At 67.6% G+C, this 15,866-nt stretch carries 12 protein-coding genes; 3 read left to right on the forward strand and 9 right to left on the reverse strand.

All coding sequences use genetic code 11. From position 1 onward, the window contains the following. On the forward strand, positions 1–255 hold the full coding sequence (locus tag MNR01_RS00200; protein WP_241920678.1) for a DUF6587 family protein: 255 nt from the start codon (positions 1–3) through the stop codon (positions 253–255). A 158-nt stretch (positions 256–413) separates the two neighbouring features. On the opposite strand, the gene MNR01_RS00205 is transcribed toward MNR01_RS00200, so the two are convergent. From MNR01_RS00205 to MNR01_RS00230, 6 genes are all read right to left on the reverse strand, one after another. Next, on the reverse strand, positions 414–785 hold the full coding sequence (locus tag MNR01_RS00205) for a hypothetical protein (RefSeq protein ID WP_241918998.1): 372 nt from the start codon (positions 783–785) through the stop codon (positions 414–416). Next, positions 782–1,366 carry a polymer-forming cytoskeletal protein gene (locus MNR01_RS00210; protein WP_241918999.1) on the reverse strand — a complete coding sequence of 195 codons (585 nt, stop codon included), beginning with the start codon at positions 1,364–1,366 and terminating at the stop codon, positions 782–784. Before MNR01_RS00210 ends, MNR01_RS00205 begins: the two co-directional genes overlap by 4 nt. Before the next feature lie 198 nt (positions 1,367–1,564). Next, entirely contained in the window at positions 1,565–3,175 is a 1,611-nt protein-coding gene (locus MNR01_RS00215; RefSeq protein ID WP_241919000.1) for a carboxyl transferase domain-containing protein, read from the reverse strand. Positions 3,176–3,322: 147 nt separating this feature from the next. Next, positions 3,323–3,679 (reverse strand): hypothetical protein, encoded by a 357-nt coding sequence (locus MNR01_RS00220; protein ID WP_241919001.1) that lies wholly within the window; start codon positions 3,677–3,679, stop codon positions 3,323–3,325. Positions 3,680–3,956: 277 nt separating this feature from the next. Continuing rightward, positions 3,957–4,325, reverse strand: coding sequence for a hypothetical protein (locus MNR01_RS00225; RefSeq protein WP_241919002.1), 369 nt, complete (start codon positions 4,323–4,325; stop codon positions 3,957–3,959). Between the two features lie 121 nt (positions 4,326–4,446). Continuing rightward, positions 4,447–5,622 carry an acetyl-CoA C-acyltransferase gene (locus MNR01_RS00230; RefSeq protein WP_241919003.1) on the reverse strand — a complete coding sequence of 392 codons (1,176 nt, stop codon included), beginning with the start codon at positions 5,620–5,622 and terminating at the stop codon, positions 4,447–4,449. A gap of 379 nt (positions 5,623–6,001) precedes the next feature. On the opposite strand from MNR01_RS00230, the gene MNR01_RS00235 reads away from it, so the two are divergent. Together MNR01_RS00235 and MNR01_RS00240 are read left to right on the forward strand one after the other, a co-directional pair. Continuing rightward, positions 6,002–8,824 (forward strand): autotransporter serine protease, encoded by a 2,823-nt coding sequence (locus tag MNR01_RS00235; RefSeq protein ID WP_241919004.1) that lies wholly within the window; start codon positions 6,002–6,004, stop codon positions 8,822–8,824. A 118-nt stretch (positions 8,825–8,942) separates the two neighbouring features. After that, entirely contained in the window at positions 8,943–11,723 is a 2,781-nt protein-coding gene (locus MNR01_RS00240) for an autotransporter serine protease (protein WP_241919005.1), read from the forward strand. Positions 11,724–11,771: 48 nt separating this feature from the next. On the opposite strand, the gene MNR01_RS00245 is transcribed toward MNR01_RS00240, so the two are convergent. The 3 genes from MNR01_RS00245 to MNR01_RS00255 all read right to left on the reverse strand — a co-directional run bounded on the left by MNR01_RS00245 (position 11,772) and on the right by MNR01_RS00255 (position 15,763). Beyond that, the gene (locus MNR01_RS00245; protein WP_241919006.1) at positions 11,772–12,929 is read right to left on the reverse strand and encodes an isovaleryl-CoA dehydrogenase; all 1,158 of its coding nucleotides are present in this window, start codon (positions 12,927–12,929) and stop codon (positions 11,772–11,774) included. A 264-nt stretch (positions 12,930–13,193) separates the two neighbouring features. Continuing rightward, positions 13,194–14,297, reverse strand: coding sequence for a Glu/Leu/Phe/Val dehydrogenase dimerization domain-containing protein (locus tag MNR01_RS00250; protein ID WP_241919007.1), 1,104 nt, complete (start codon positions 14,295–14,297; stop codon positions 13,194–13,196). A 200-nt stretch (positions 14,298–14,497) separates the two neighbouring features. Next, entirely contained in the window at positions 14,498–15,763 is a 1,266-nt protein-coding gene (locus MNR01_RS00255; protein ID WP_241919008.1) for a 2OG-Fe(II) oxygenase, read from the reverse strand. Positions 15,764–15,866 lie beyond the last annotated feature (103 nt).

Below are 15,866 nucleotides of genomic sequence, written 5' to 3' on the forward strand. Positions count from 1 at the left end.
ATGGACGCCGGCCTGCTCGCGCAGTACCTGGTCATCGCCGTGGCGGTGGTGATCAGTGCGGGCTTCGTGGCGCGGCGCCAGTTTCCCAACGCGGTGCGCCGGTTGCGCATCGCGCTCGCGGTACCGATGGTGCGTGACGGTCGCCCTGCCTGGTTGCGCGCGCTGGGGCGTCGCGTCGCGCCGCCGGCAAGCCTGGGCGACGCCAGCTGTGGCGGCTGCGACAACTGCGGCCCCACGCCGCCGCGCCAGCATTAAGCGTCGCAGCCCGTAGCCGTGGCCCGGGTAAGCGAAGCGCACTCGGGATCAACGCGTGTCGGGGCCATGGCCTCTCGCCCCGGGTGCGCTTCGCTTACCCGGGCTACGGACTAACGATCCCAGCGTGGTGGACGACGTTCCGCGGAAACGCAACCGCCTCAGTGGCGGCCGCGCCCGCGTCCGGCCCGATAGCCCTTGAACTCCACCGCTTCGACTTCCAGGGTGAAGGAGCGCTCTTCGCCAGCGAAGAGCGCCCCGACCCCCATGACCTGGCGATCGATTTCGACGCCTTCGTCATTGCGGATGGTCAACACCACCGAATACTCCAGCGCGTTGTCGCCCGGTGGCGGCTTGATCGTTCCTTCCACGCGCAGCGGCACCGACCGCTGTTTGGCGGACTCCACTGCATCGGGGTCGAAGCGCAGGTGGTGCCGGCACGAAGGACAGACGGTGGCGCTGTCCAGGATCTTCGTCTTGCAGTGCGGGCAGATGCGCGTCGCGCCGGGTGTACCGGGGCGAACGGCACTCATGCTGCGGTGCTCGCCTCCGCCTTGCTGAAGTCGGCCTTGTCAGCCTTGTCGGCCTTGCCGTTGGCCTTGGCCGACTCCTTCTCGTCCCAGCCGAACTCGACCTGGCCGCGCATGCGCGCACCGGCCGCGACCGTGACCGTGCCGGCCTTGACGTCACCGACCACCACGCCGCCTTCGAGCAGCTCCACGCGCGTAGCCGATTCGATGTTGCCTTCCAGCTCGCCGGCAATCACGACCTTGCGCGCACGCACGCCGCCGGTGACCTTGGCGCCGACTTCGACCGTCAGGTCGCCTTCGACCTGCACGTCGCCCTTGAAGCGTCCGGCAATGCGGATGTGGCCCGCGCCCTGGATCTTGCCTTCGATGGACAGGTCGGCGGCGATCAGCGACTCCTTGCCCTCGCGCTCGACCGGACGCGGCGCCGGCGCTGCGGCCGGCTTGGGCGCGGCGGTGGAGCCGAAGGAAATTTCATTGCGCGCATCGGGCTCTTTGGCCAGTGCGGATTCGGATTGACCCGGCTGGGTCGGCGGCAGGCTTTCGCGCTTGGGGGTGGACGACGGAGGGGAATTGAAGATCGCCATGGCACGGACTTCCTAATGTTGGGCAAGACACATTGAGCAGAGATGGAGTGCAACCAGCCGAGGCTACTGGCCGTCCTCCATCATCGGTGTGACGCGCCTCACCCAATCATCACCGGGCATGATCCGTTTATCTGACGATCACCTGCCTGAATTGGCCTGTGCCCCGCTGACGCGCGAAAATCAACGCATCCGCCTTGCTTACATACGGAACACGCCAAAGCGGGTGCGGTCCTCGATCGGCGCATTGAGGCTGGCCGACAGGCCCAGGCCAAGCACGCGGCGCGTGTCGGCCGGATCGATGATGCCGTCGTCCCAGAGTCGGGCGGTGGCGTAGTAGGGATTGCCCTGGCTCTCGTACTGGTCGCGGATCGGCGACTTGAACGCTTCTTCCTCTTCGGCCGTCCAGACCTTGCCGGCGGCCTCGATGCCGTCGCGCTTGACCGTCGCCAGCACGCTCGCCGCCTGCTCTCCGCCCATCACCGAGATGCGCGCGTTGGGCCACATCCACAGGAAGCGCGCGCCGTAGGAGCGGCCGCACATGGCGTAGTTGCCGGCGCCGAAGCTGCCACCGATCACGACGGTGAACTTGGGCACGTGCGAGCACGCCACCGCGGTCACCATCTTTGCTCCGTCCTTGGCGATGCCGGCGTTCTCGTACTTGCGGCCGACCATGAAACCGGTGATGTTCTGCAGGAACACCAGCGGAATGCCGCGCTGGTTGCACAGCTCGATGAAGTGCGCGCCCTTGAGCGCGCTCTCGGCGAACAGGATGCCGTTGTTGGCGACGATGCCGACCGGGTAGCCGTGCAGGTGGGCGAAGCCGGTGACCAGGGTCTTGCCGTAGCGCGCCTTGAACTCCTGGAAGTCGCTGCCGTCGACGACGCGGGCAATGACCTCGCGGATGTCGAACGGGCGGCGCGTGTCCTTGGGCACGATGCCGTACAGCTCGCTGGACGGATACAACGGTTCGCGCGCGGCCTGGACCGCAACCGGCAGCGTCTTGCGGCGGTTGAACGTGGCGACGATGTCGCGGGCGATCTGCAGCGCGTGGCGGTCGTCCTCGGCGAAGTGATCGGCCACGCCGGAGACGCTGGTGTGCACGTCGGCGCCGCCGAGCGTTTCGGCATCGACGATCTCGCCGGTGGCGGCCTTCACCAGCGGCGGACCGCCGAGGAAGATCGTGCCCTGTTCGCGCACGATGATCGACTCGTCGCACATCGCCGGCACGTAGGCGCCGCCTGCGGTGCACGAGCCCATGACGACGGCGACCTGGGGAATGTTCTCCGCGCTCATGCGCGCCTGGTTGTAGAAGATGCGGCCGAAGTGCTCCTTGTCCGGGAACACCTCGTCCTGCAGCGGCAGGAACGCGCCGCCGGAGTCGACCAGGTAGACGCAGGGCAGGTGGTTCTCGCGCGCGATCTCCTGTGCGCGCAGATGCTTCTTCACGGTCATCGGGAAGTAGGTGCCGCCCTTGACCGTGGCGTCGTTGGCGACGATCACCACTTCCTGTCCCATCACCCGGCCGATGCCGCAGACCATGCCGGCCGCCGGCGCGGCATGGTCGTACATGCCTTCGGCCGCGAGCGGTGCGATCTCCAGGAAGGGCGAGCCGGGGTCGAGCAGGGCGGTGATGCGGTCGCGCGCCAGCAGCTTGCCGCGCTCGGTGTGGCGCGAACGCGCCTTGTCACCGCCGCCTTCGGCGGCGCGGGCAAGCCGGGCATCGAGCTCGTCGACCAGGGCGCGGTGGTAGGCGACGTTGTCCTGGAAATCCTGCGAGCGAGGATCGACGTGGGAGGTGAGTGCGGGCATCGATGCAAGGGGTGCGAAGGATGCGGCATCAGACCACAAAGGTCGGCAGACGGCCAACGCCCCCGGGTTCCCGCGGCGAGGGAACGACGGGCAAAAAGAAAGGCCCGCTTGCGCGGGCCTCTCGAAATCGATGCAAACAGGCGTTGCTTACTTCTTCACTTCTTCCGCGGCCTTGTCGGCCTTGTCGGCAACCTTCTCCGCAGCGTCGGCCGTGGCCTGGGCGGCATCAGCGGTTGCAGCGGCGGCGCCGGCGGCGGCGTTGGACGCAGCGGCAGCGGTCGAGTCGGCAGCCTGTTCCACTGCGGCACCCGCCTGGGCGGCAGCGGCGTCGGTGGCGGCGGCAGCGGCTTCAGCGCTTTCGGTCGCGGCGGTGGAAGCGGCGTCCGCGGCCTGCGAAGCGGCGGTGGCGGCTTCGGCAGCTTCAGTCTGCGCGGTATCGGTCTTCTGGCAGGCCGACAGGGCCAGGACGGCGGCGGCCAGGGCTACATAGAGCTTGGTGTTCATGAGTCTCTCCGTTGGGTTGTCCGAGAAGTGCCAGGTAAAAAAATCACCATCAACAAGATCAGGCAACGCCGGCGCTCACTGCGATCCGGCCGGGCCAGTCCGATCGTTCACTGACCGGGTGTGGAGCTTACTGCGAACGGCGTTAATTGGAACCACGCCGCTTGGACCTTCCGGGCCCGGGCACTGCATCCGGAACCCTACTACGGAAAAAGCCGCCGGGAATCCCGGCGGCCTTTCCTGTGAGAGCAACACCTGGGCAGTTGCCTGCCCAAAGTGATTACTTCTTCACTTCTTCCTTGGCAGCGTCAGCAGCCTGGGTAGCAGCGTCAGCAGCCTGGGTGGCGGCGTCAGCAGCCTGGCCAGCGGCGTCAGCAGCAGCGTCGGCAGCGGCCGGAGCGGTTGCAGCAGCGGTGGCGTCAGCCGAAGCAGCGGCGGCGTCAGCAGCCTGAGCAGCGGTGTCAGCAGCGGCCTGGGCAGCGTCAGCAGCAGCGGCGTCGCCGGTGGCAGCAGCGGTGTCGGCAGCAGCAGCGGCTTCGGTCGAAGCAGCGGCGGCGTCCGTGGCGGCTTCGTCAGCCTGCTTCTGGTTCGAGCAAGCAGCCAGGGCCAGGCCCATAGCCAGGGCGATCAGCGCCTTGTTGAAAGTCATGGTTTATATCCTCGTCGTTAGTTAGGCAACGCGCAGTTGCGCGTCTATAACATGATGACAAGCCGGTGACGCGTGTCAAGCGGCTTGTCCGGTTTTTTTTAAGTAATACGTTTTTAACGTCTTATAGCACTTCTACAGCAATCGCCGTGGCTTCGCCACCGCCAATGCACAGGGAAGCCACGCCACGCTTGACGCCGCGTGCACGCAGGGCATGCACCAGGGTCACCACCAGGCGGGCGCCGCTGGCACCGATCGGGTGCCCCAGTGCGACCGCGCCACCGTTGACGTTCAGCTTTTCGTGGGGGATTCCCAGGTCCTTCATCGGCGCCATGGCCACGCAGGCGAACGCCTCGTTGACCTCGAACAGGTCGACATCGCCGACCTTCCAGCCGGCCTTCTCGAGCACGTTTGAAATCGCTTTCACCGGGGCGGTGGTGAACCATTCCGGTGCCTGGGCATGACCGGCGTGGGCGACGATGCGGGCCAGCGGCTTGAGGCCGCGCCTGGTTGCTTCCTCGGCGCTCATCAGCACGGTGGCGGCGGCGCCGTCGGAAATCTTCGACGACGAAGCGGCGGTCAGCACGCCTTCCTTGCCGAAGGCTGCGCGCAGGGTCGGGATCTTGGCCAGGTCGATCTTGCCCGGCTCTTCGTCGCCGTCGATGACGACATCGCCCTTGCGACCCTTGACCGTGACCGGAACGATTTCGCCCTTGAACGCGCCGCCGCTGACGGCGGCCTGCGCGCGACGTGCGCTTTCGGTCGAGAAGGCATCGAGCGAATCGCGATCGAAGCCGTACTTCTCGCACACCATGTCACCGAACACGCCCATGGCCTTGCCGTCGTACGGGCTGGTCAGGCCGTCGAATGCCATGTGGTCGAGGAACTCGGCGCTGCCGTAGCGGATGCCGGTGCGCGAGTTGTTGAGCAGGTGCGGGGCGTTGGTCATCGACTCCATGCCGCCGGCGACGACGACGTTGGCAGAGCCGGCCTTGATCAGGTCGGTGGCGAGCATGATCGCCTTCATGCCCGAGCCGCAGACCTTGTTGATCGTGGTGGCGCCAGCCGAGGTCGGCAGGCCCGCGGCGAGCGCGGCCTGGCGCGCCGGTGCCTGGCCCAGGCCGGCCGGCAGGACGCAGCCCATGATCACTTCGTCGACCTGGTCGGCGGCGACATTGGCGTGCTCGAGCGCGCCGGTGATGGCAGCCGTGCCCAGCACGGGCGTGGGTACGCCGGTGAACTGACCGAGGAAGGAACCGATGGCGGTGCGCTTGGCACCGACGATGACGACGTCACTCATGGGGAACTCCGGGACAAAACGGGCCGGCGCTCGGCCGGAACTTCCGGATTATGCGATGCGATGCTGCAACGCCGCAAACCGCCCCCGGGTGCGTTCCCGGCGCGCCGGTTCAGGGTGCCGCCACCGCCGTTCAGCCCCCGCGGGTGCGGAAATCCGGTGGCCCGGGAACCGCAGGTTGCGCGCCTGTCCGGGGGCACGCACGGGGCGGGCGGCAACCAGGCGGCGACCCGACGGCGCACGGGGGCGCCGCAACCGCCCAATTGTGGCCCCCTACGATTGGATCGATACTCCGACCGGATGCGCAGGATTCGCACTACGCGAAGGCGCGCCATCGATCGAGGGCGACATGCGCGGCCGGCAAGCGGGACCTGTCGTTGCGATGCGCAGCTTTGTGCTGTGGCCGGTGCTGTTGTCGGCGCTGTTCGGCCTGGTGGCCTGCGGCGGAGGCGGTGGTGGCGGTGGCGGCAACATGCGCCCGGATCCGCCGCCGAGCTCCGCTCCTCCGACTCCCGCGCCGCCGCCACCGCCGGCCGCGCCGCCGCCGCCGGTGGTGTTCGCGCCGAACCCGGAATACAGCCGGCATCTGTCGATCACCAACACCAGCGCGGCACACCAGGCTGGCTTCAACGGCGCTGGCGTTCGCATCGGCGTGCTCGACAGTGGCGTCATGCGCAATCACCCCGCGCTGGCGCCGCGGGTGCTGGCCAACCTCAACTACGTCGCGTCTCCGCCGAACAACCTTCTCGTCGACGATGCCCATGGCCATGGCACGGCGGTGTCGCAGATCATGGCGGGCAGGTCGTTTGGTGCATGGCCCGGCGGCATCGCTCCGGGTGCGGAGATCGTGTCGGCCCGCATCCTCAACGACACCGATCCGCCCGACGGTGGCGACGAGCAGGTCACTGGCGAGCTCGGTCTCAGGGCGATCCACCAGGAGTTGATCAACCGTGGCGTGAGGGTGATGAACAACTCGTGGGGTGGTCTGACCTGGACCAACCCTGCCGTCACCAACGTGGTTGCCGACGAGTACCGCGCCTTCGTCGGCAATGGCCTGGTGGTGTTTGCCGCCGGCAATGATTCCCAGCCCAATCCGTCGAGCATCGCCTCGTTGCCGAGCCAGGCCGGGCCCGGCGGCAGCCTGCCGGCTGCCGACCTGGAGCGCGGCTGGCTTGCGGTTGCCGCACTGGACACCGCGTCGATGCAACTGGCCAGTTACTCCAATGCCTGTGGCGTGGCCATGCGCTATTGCCTGTTGGCGCCGGGCGATGTCGTGGTTACCGGCACCGGCGATGGCCCGACCTCGCCGACCTACTGGCGGTGGACCGGAACCTCGCTGGCGGCACCGCAGGTGGCCGGCGCCGCCGCGCTGGTTTGGCAGGCGTTCCCGTACTTCAACAACGACCTGGTGCGGCAGACATTGCTGGGCACGGCGACCGACATGGGCGCTGTGGGCGTCGATGCAACCACCGGATACGGCTTGCTCAATGTCGGCAGAGCGGTGCAGGGACCGGGCAGGTTCGACTGGGGCGACGTGACGGTGTCGTTCGACGGCGGCACGTCCACCTGGAGCAACCAGATCAGTGGCGCCGGCGGACTGACCAAGCTCGGCAGTGGCACGCTGGTGCTCGCATCGGGCGCCAACCTCTACAGCGGCCAGACACGGATCCTGGGCGGAACCCTGCGAGCCAACAACGATGGCCTGCCTGGTCCGGTGGTCGTAGGCAGTGGAGCGACGCTGGAGAAAGACCCGTCACCGCAATTGACCGTCCGCGGCAGCCTCGCCAACTCCGGCACGGTGAAGTTGTCGGCCGACGGCGGCATCGTCGTGCAGGGTGAGTACCGCCAGAACGCGGGCGCGCGGCTTGCCGTGTATGTCGGCAACGTGTTGCGTGCCGACACGGCGGTCCTGCAGGGCGGCGACCTGCAGGTGCTCGGTGTCCGCTCGGGCTACGTGCGTCAGTCCCGCGAGAATGTGCTGGTGACCAGCAGCGGGTTGACCGGAACCTTTACCAGCCTGAGTGCGGGTGCGGGCGTGCTGCTGGAAGCCGTGCTCGGCTACGACGCCAGGAATGCCTGGCTGGACATCAACCGTTTGTCGGTCACGGCCGCCGCGCAAAGCATGGGGCTCAGCGCGACGGCGGTGTCCAGTTCGCAACGGGTGGAGGGTGCATTCGATGCCATCGACAGCGGCCAGCTCGCAAGCGGCGACAGTGGTGCGGATTTCCTCACCGGCGCCGGCCTGATCCAGCGCATGCCCGATGCCGCGGCCGCGGAGCAGACACTGTCCAGTCTTTCCGGCGAGCTGCACGGCGCCGACACGGCATTCGCGCTGATGGCGATCGAGGGCAATCGTCGCGCGCTTGAGTCCCGCGTGGACACGCTGCAGTTGGCGCCGGCGTCCGGGGCATGGGTCGAAGGGCTGTCGGCGCAGCGTGCGGTGTCGCATTTCGATGCCGATGCCTACGGCTGGACGCTTGGCCAGGATCGCCGCTTCGGCGAGCGCCTGACCCTGGGCACGGCACTGGCACAGACCGAAGGCCACACCGACCACGACCTGCGCTACGACAGCGCCCGCAATCGCCTGGTCGAAGGCCAGTTCTATGCCGCTTACGACCTGGGCCGCGCCTACCTCATGGGCAGCCTTGCGCTCGGCAGGATGCAGAGCTGGACCCGGCGCGACGTTTTGCTGGGAGCGCAATCGTTTCTCGTCGATGCCGACTATGCCCACCGTTACGCAACCGCAGGCGCGCAGGTGGGCCTGCCACTGGCCGTCGGCGCAGGCCGGATCGTGCCGTACGTCGGTGTGCAGGCATTGCAGTTGCAGCGCGATGGTTTCAGCGAACCCGGTGCAGCCGGCTTCGGCTTGAGCACGTCGGACTCGACGACGAAATTGAGCCAGGGGCTGCTTGGCGCGCGAGTCGCCTGGGACTGGCTGTCCGGTTCGACCTTGTGGAGCCTGCAGGGGCGCGTCGAGTGGCAGCGCCTGCTGTCCGGATCGGGTGGCGACATCCAGGCACGCTTCTCTGCGCTGGACGTCTGGTCGCCGATCAGGAGCGAGGCGCCCGGCGATGCGCGGGTGCTGGGATTCGGCCTGGGCGCGCGGCTTCGCCATGCCGGCCGGATCGGCCTGGACATCGACGCGCGACATGACCAGGACGGCCTGTGGGCAAGCGGCATGCTGACCTGGTCGGTGGGGTACTGATCCCGGGTCGGAACTGCGAACGGTGCAGGTGCATGGCCGGCAAGCTCATGGTTCAATGATTTCGAGACGGCGCATTGGTCCCGCTGGGGAGCGGAGATGCGCTGACCGGGGAAACAACATGCGTCGTAAGGAAATGGCACGTGGGCCGCTGGCCCACGCAGTGATGCTGGGTCTGTGTGTAATGGGGTTGGCCGCGTGCGGTGGCGGCGGTGGCGGCAATGTCCGCAGCGATCCCGCGCCTGCTGCTCCGCCGCCGGCACCACCAAGCCCGCCGAGCCCGCCGCCGAAGCCGCAACCGCCCATCGGCGTGCACCTGACGCATACCGGCGTGAGCTACGCGCACAACCAGGGCATCACGGGCCAGGGTGTGACGATCGGCCTGATCGACAGCGGTATCCGCCGCGATCACCCTGCGCTGAACGGTCGCGTCATCGAGAACCTCGTCTACCTGGATCCGCGCACGAACGACCTGAGCGTCGACGACAAGATCGGCCACGGCACCTGGGTGGCGCAGATCGCCGGCGGCAAACCGGTCGGGAACTGGCCTGGCGGTGTCGCGCCCGATGCGAAGTTCGTCTCGGCGCGGATCATCTCCGATGCGCCTCCCAAGGACGACGGCTCCGGACAGGGCAACGAAGTCAGCAGCGCCGATGGACTCGACTTCATTCACCAGGACCTGATCGACGCCGGCGCGAAGATCATGAACAACTCCTGGGGCGGGCTGTACTGGAATGGCGACAATGTCACCACCAGTTTCATCAACGCCTACAAACCCTTCATCCTCGACTGGGGTGGCCTGGTGGTGTTTTCCACCGGCAACGAATCCAGGTCGCAGCCGTCCGACACGGCGTCGCTGCCCAGCCAGGGTGCGGGGGCCGAAATCCTCGAGCGCGGCTGGATCGCGGCGGCGGCGCTGGACAGCAACAACCAGGAGCAGCTGGCCAGTTACTCCAACGCCTGCGGCATCGCCATGAACTACTGCCTGGTGGCCCCGGGCGATGTGATCGTGACCGGCGAAGACGATGCCGTGGGCGATCCCAGCTACTGGATCGTGCGGGGCACCTCGTTCGCCGCGCCGCAGATCTCGGGCGCGGCCGCGCTGGTGTGGCAGAAGTTCCCGTACTTCAACAATGACCTGGTCAGGCAGACGCTGCTGGGCACCGCCGTCGACAAGGGCGCGCCCGGCGTCGATCCGGTATTCGGCCGCGGCATGCTCAACCTGCGCATGGCGATGGACGGTCCCTACCGCTTCGACTGGGGCGACGTCCGCGTGTCATTCGATGGCACCACGTCGACCTGGGCGAACCCGATCATGGGTGCCGGCGGCCTGATCAAGGAAGGCACCGGCAAGCTGGTGCTGACCGGTTCCAACACCTACACCGGACGGACCCAGGTCCTGGGCGGCGAACTGCAGGTCACCTACGAGATCACCTCGCCGGTGACCATTGGTCCCAACGGGACGCTGTCCGGTTACGCACGCGTGGGGCCCACGGACAACGCAGGTACGTTGCGCGTCGACAACGTGCTGCGCGTGGTGGGCGACTATCAGCAGGCATCGACGGCGCGCATGGACCTGATGCTGGGTTCGTGGCTCTACGTCGAAGGCACCGCCTCGCTGGACGGCGAACTGCGTGTCGTGGGCAGCCGTCCCGGCTACGTCACCAGCAGCCATTCGACGTTCCTTTCGGCGCGCAATGTGGCTGGACAGTTCTCCGGCCTCAGCACGGGTCCCGGGGTGCTGCTCCAGGCCACCATCGGATACAGCAGCACCGATGTCTGGCTCGACGTCACCCGCCTGGAGGTCACCACGGCCGCACAGGCGATGGGGTTGCAGGCGGCCGCGCTGGCCAGCGCCGAGCGCGTGGAAGGCGCATTCGACGAGATAGACAGGGCGGGCGAGGTGGCAGGCGACGATTTCGTTGCCGGCGCCGCATCCCTGCAGCACGCGCAGACACCGGCGATCGTCCAGCAGTCGCTGTCGAGCCTGTCCGGCGAGCTCCATGGCGCCGACACCTCCTTTGCGCTGATGGCCATCGAAGGCAACCGGCGCGCACTCGAGTCGCGCGTGGACGCACTGCAGGCGGCGCCGGTCGCGGGCGGCTGGGCCGATGGATTGCGGGCGCAACGGGCGATGTCGCAGTTCGAGGTCGACGCCAATGGCTGGATGATGGGGCGTGACGTCCGCTACGGCGATCGCCTGGTCGTGGGTGCGGCACTGGCCGAAACCGAAGGCTACGCGCACCACGCCGTGCGCTACGACCGCGAGCACAACCGCCAGGCAGAAGCGCAGCTTTATGCCGCCTACGACCTGGGCGATGGCTACCTGCTGGGAAGCCTCGCCGTCGGCCGCATGCAGCGCTGGTTGCAACGCGATGTGCTGCTGGGCGCGGACTCGTTCCGCGTCGAAACCGACTATGCGCATCGCTACGCAACCGTCGGCCTCCAGGCTGGCCTGCCGGTGGCCATCGGCCGCGGGCGCATCACGCCGTATGCCGGCGTGCAGTCGTTGCAGCTCGATCGCGACGGATTCAGCGAGCAGGGAGCCGCCGGGTTCGGGCTCAGCACCACCGCATCGACGGCGAAACTGAGCCAGGCGTTGCTCGGCGCACGGTTCGGCTACGACTGGTCGGTTGGCTCGTCGTTGTGGATCCTGCAGGGCCGGGCCGAATGGCAGCGGCTGCTGTCGCAGTCGGGCGGTGACATCCAGGCGCGCTTCACCGCACTGGATGTGTGGTCGCCGATCCTGGGCGAGTCACTCGACCGCGACGTCGGTGTGGTGGGTCTCAGCCTCGGCACGCAACTGCGCCACGCCGGTCGCATCGCTTTCGATGTCGACGCCCAGAGCCTGGACGGCCAGACCTGGACGCGCACGATGGCGACGTGGTCGATGGGCTGGTAAGCGGATGAAGCGACTGCGCCTTCCCCGGATGGCGGGGAAGGCGTTGGTTCAGTGCTTGTCGTTGAACAGCTCGCGGCCGATCAGCATGCGGCGGATCTCGTTGGTGCCGGCGCCGATCGCATAGAGCTTGGCGTCGCGCAGGATCCGGCCGGTCGCGAACTCGTTGATGTAGCCGTTGCCGCCCAGCGCCTGGATGCCTTCCAGCGCGACCTGCACCGCCGCCTCGGAGGCGTGAAGCAGGCACGAGGCCGCATCGACGCGGCTGCTGTGGCCGCTGTCGAAGTCGCGCGCGACCTGGTAGGCGAAGGCGCGGCTCGACTGCAGCGAGGTGTACATGTCGGCGATCTTGCCCTGCATCAGGCCGAACGTACCGATGGCGGCGCTGAACTGCTTGCGCTCGCGCACGTAGGGCAGGGCGATGTCGAGTGCGGCCTGCATCAGGCCGAGCGGACCGCCGGTCAGCACCAGTCGCTCGGTGTTGAGGCCGCGCATGAGCACCTTGACGCCCTTGTGGACTTCGCCGAGGACGTTCTCGGCCGGGATCTCGCAATCCTCGAACACAAGTTCGCAGGTGTTGGAGCCGCGCATGCCGAGCTTGTCGAGCTTCTGCGCGGTCGAGAAACCCTTCATGCCCTTCTCGACGATGAAGGCGGTCATGCACTGGCTGCCCGCTTCCTTGCCTGCGGTGCGCATGTAGACGATCAGCACGTCGGCCTCGGGGCCGTTGGTGATCCACATCTTGTTGCCGTTGGCGACCCAGACGTCGCCCTTGCGCTCTGCGCGGCAGATCATCGAGCCGACCACGTCGGAGCCGGCGCCCGGCTCGCTCATCGCCAGCGCGCCCTTCCACTCGCCGCTGCACAGCTTGGGCAGGTACTTGTTGCGCTGCTCCTCGTTGCCGTTGGCGTAGAGGTTGCTCACGCACAGGTTGGAATGCGCGCCGTAGCTCAGGCCGACCGAACCGGAAGCGCGGGAGATCTCCTCCATCGCCACCAGGTGGGCGAGGTAACCCATGTCGCTGCCGCCATACTCGCCGGGCACGGTCATGCCGAGCAGGCCCAGTTCACCGAGCTTGGGCCACAGGTCCTGCGGGAACCAGTTGTCCTCGTCGATGCTGGCGGCGCGCGGTGCGATCTCGGCGTCGGCGAAGCGGCGGACTGCATCGCGCAGTGCGTCGAGATCGTCACCCAGTGAAAAGCTGCGCATGTGAGGCCTCTTGGTGGATCAGCGGCCGCCTGTCACGCGGCTTGTGGGTGCGGTAGTTGTGGATGATATCGACTTCATCCGATGCCGGTCATCCAGACGTAGCCCGGGTAAGGCCAAGGCCGCACCCGGGGGCCGCGTCCGCGCAGGAAGTTGCCGCGATCCGATGCGTGTTTCCCCGGGTGCGGCCTTTGGCCTTGCCCGGGCTACGAAAGGAAACGCCCGGCGGTGCCGGGCGTTCTTTGTTGCGTTGCTGCAGACAGGTAATCAGTGCCCGCCGCGGATACGGCCCTGGAAGCGCGGTGCGCTGCGGCCCAGCGGCAGCTTCAGCTTGCCGATCGCGCTGATGCGCTCTTCGGCCAGGCGGTCGGCGGCACGGTAGGTCGGGATCGCGTCACGCTCGGCGATCTCGAAGATGCGCGCGAGGTTGTGGTAGATCGTGCGCATCATGCGCATGGCGCGTTCGCGGTTGTAGCCGTCGAGTTCCAGCGCCACGTTCATCACGCCGCCGGCATTCACCGCATAGTCCGGTGCGTACAGGATGCCGCGCTTGGACACTTCGTCGCCGATGGCGTTGTTGGCCAGCTGGTTGTTGGCGGCGCCGCAGATGACCTTCATCTTCAGGCGCGGCAGGGTGTTCTCGTTGACGGTGCCACCGAGCGCGCACGGCGAGTAGACATCGGCCGGCACGTCGTAGATCTCGTCCAGGCCGACGGCTTCGGCGCCGTACTCGGACACGGCCTTGTCGACCAGGGTCTTGTTGATGTCGGTGCAGTAGATCTTCGCGCCGCGCTCCTTGAGCAGCTTCACGAACTCCATGCCGACATGGCCCAGGCCCTGCACGGCGTAGGAGTACTTGCCCACTTCCTCGTCGCCGAAGCGCTTGTTCAGCGTCGCCATCAGGCCCTGCAGGGTGCCGTAGGCGGTGAACGGCGACGGGTCGCCGGAACCGCCGTGGACCTGGTGCACGCCGGTGACGTACTCGGTCTCGCGGTAGACGTATTCCATGTCGTTGACGTCGATGCCGACGTCCTCGGCGGTGATGTAACGGCCGCCCAGCGCTTCGACGAACTGGCCGAAGGCGCGGAACAGCGCTTCGGACTTGTCGGCCGCCGGGTCGCCGATGATCACGGCCTTGCCGCCGCCGATGTTCAGGCCGGCGACCGCGTTCTTGTAGGTCATGCCGCGCGACAGGCGCAGCACGTCATTGAGCGCATCCTGCTCGGTCTTGTACGGCCACATGCGGGTGCCACCCAGGGCCGGACCGAGCACGGTGTTGTGGATCGCGATGATGGCCTTCAGGCCCGCGTCCTTGTTGTGGCAAAACACGACCTGCTCGTGGCCGAAAGTGTCCAGAGTTTCGAAAATCATCGGGTGCTCCGCTGCTGGCGTCAGGATTCGCGCGTCGCGCTAAACGCCAACTGTGATGTGTAAGTAGTTGAATCGAAAAGGATTCGCCTCCGTAGCAGGGGGCAACCCCTCGCCACAGGCGCGACAGTCTAATCCAATCGACGGATACGCATACGTACGCGACACGACCGGCAAAATGGGGTTGTCGCCGTGATGCCTGTTCAGAAATTGCGGTAGGGCGCCTGCCGCAGCCACAGGGTGGCCAGCCACTTCTCACCGCGCTCGACCGGCAGGCCGGCATGCAGTGAATCCACGTCGGGCGAGCCGTCGGGGTGGAGGTTGTCGAAGACCACTGCGCGGCCGGGGCGCGGGGCGACCTTGAGGCCCGAGACCGGGAAATGCGTTTCACCGCCTGCCTCGACCTCATTGAGATAGACGCAGATGGTGCGCAGGCGATTGCCGGCCTGCGGGCGGTCGCGTTCGATCGAGCCGGGCGGCCGATAGTCGCGGTGCGGGCGGTACTCCTGGCCCGGTTCGTAGCGCAGCACGGTCAGGTGCTCGGCGTGTGACAGCGGCACGCCGGCGGCACTGGCCATGCGCAGTTGCACGCAGCGCAGCGCCATGTCTTCCAGGATCGGGTCGAGGGCCGCGTCGCTGCTGGTGCGGATCTGCAGGGGGACCGGCAGACCGGTTTCCGGATCGACCGTCTGCGACCGCTGCAACCGCACTTCGGCGGTGGCCACCAGCAGCCGGCATTCGTCGGCGCTGAGCAGGCCATCCAGGGTCGACACGCGCGGGCGCAGCGACTGCCGCTTCAACGCGACCGGCGACAGCACTTCTTCCAGTGACAGCGAGCCGGGCGTCGTGCCTTCCGGGCGGTACTCGGGCACGGCGATTTCGGGCATCGCACCGATGCCGACGGCCGACAGCTGCGCCCAGATGTCGCGCGCCGCGAAGGGTTGGCGTGCGCAGCCTTCGCCACGCGCAAGGCGCTCCGCGAGCAAGCGCGCGGCGACGGCGTCGCCGTGGCCGGCGGCCAGTTCCAGCATCTGGATGCAGCGGGTCTGGTCGGCATCGCCGGGCTTGCGGCCGAAGTGGATCGCGACAGCCCGCAGTGCCGGCGGATAGTTGGCGCGTACTGCCCGCAACAGTCGCTCGTTGATGCGTCCGTCGCGCGGCAGGGCGAAGCCGCCCAGTGCCACCAGCGCAAGGAAGTAACTGGCGATCGGACTGCCCGCGTGCTCGGCGCGCAACAGCCAGGCGCTGGCGAGTTCGGCATCGGCCTCGCAACCCACGCCGTACAGCAGCATGCGCGCGCATTCGATCTGCGCATTGGCCAACCCGGCCTCGGCGGCGCGGCGGTGCAGGGCGAACGCCTCTTCGAGCTCATGCCTGAGCACCAGCGCCGTCGCAAGCTGGTAAAGCGCTTGCGGCGAACCGTGGTGGGCCTGGCGGCGCAGCTCTAGGAGGACGGTGTCTTCTGACATGGTGGCGATGGCTTGGGGCTTGAGTGTAGCCATAACCGGTTGGGCGGCGCAGGGGTGTCTGGGGGATCACGGGGGATGCGGGGCGGGACGGCCAATGCCCGGG

Origin of the sequence: Lysobacter sp. S4-A87 (genome assembly GCF_022637455.1) — a bacterium.
GTDB lineage: Bacteria > Pseudomonadota > Gammaproteobacteria > Xanthomonadales > Xanthomonadaceae > Lysobacter_J.

Bases quoted from the DNA above. Each gene is read 5' to 3' on its own strand.
- MNR01_RS00225 (WP_241919002.1), bottom strand. From the start codon at position 4,325: ATGACTTTCAACAAGGCGCTGATCGCCCTGGCTATGGGCCTGGCCCTG.
- MNR01_RS00255 (WP_241919008.1), bottom strand. From the start codon at position 15,763: ATGTCAGAAGACACCGTCCTCCTAGAGCTGCGCCGCCAGGCCCACCAC.
- MNR01_RS00205 (WP_241918998.1), bottom strand. From the start codon at position 785: ATGAGTGCCGTTCGCCCCGGTACACCCGGCGCGACGCGCATCTGCCCG.
- MNR01_RS00235 (WP_241919004.1), top strand. From the start codon at position 6,002: ATGCGCAGCTTTGTGCTGTGGCCGGTGCTGTTGTCGGCGCTGTTCGGC.
- MNR01_RS00240 (WP_241919005.1), top strand. From the start codon at position 8,943: ATGCGTCGTAAGGAAATGGCACGTGGGCCGCTGGCCCACGCAGTGATG.
- MNR01_RS00210 (WP_241918999.1), bottom strand. From the start codon at position 1,366: ATGGCGATCTTCAATTCCCCTCCGTCGTCCACCCCCAAGCGCGAAAGC.
- MNR01_RS00220 (WP_241919001.1), bottom strand. From the start codon at position 3,679: ATGAACACCAAGCTCTATGTAGCCCTGGCCGCCGCCGTCCTGGCCCTG.
- MNR01_RS00245 (WP_241919006.1), bottom strand. From the start codon at position 12,929: ATGCGCAGCTTTTCACTGGGTGACGATCTCGACGCACTGCGCGATGCA.
- MNR01_RS00250 (WP_241919007.1), bottom strand. From the start codon at position 14,297: ATGATTTTCGAAACTCTGGACACTTTCGGCCACGAGCAGGTCGTGTTT.
- MNR01_RS00200 (WP_241920678.1), top strand. From the start codon at position 1: ATGGACGCCGGCCTGCTCGCGCAGTACCTGGTCATCGCCGTGGCGGTG.
- MNR01_RS00215 (WP_241919000.1), bottom strand. From the start codon at position 3,175: ATGCCCGCACTCACCTCCCACGTCGATCCTCGCTCGCAGGATTTCCAG.
- MNR01_RS00230 (WP_241919003.1), bottom strand. From the start codon at position 5,622: ATGAGTGACGTCGTCATCGTCGGTGCCAAGCGCACCGCCATCGGTTCC.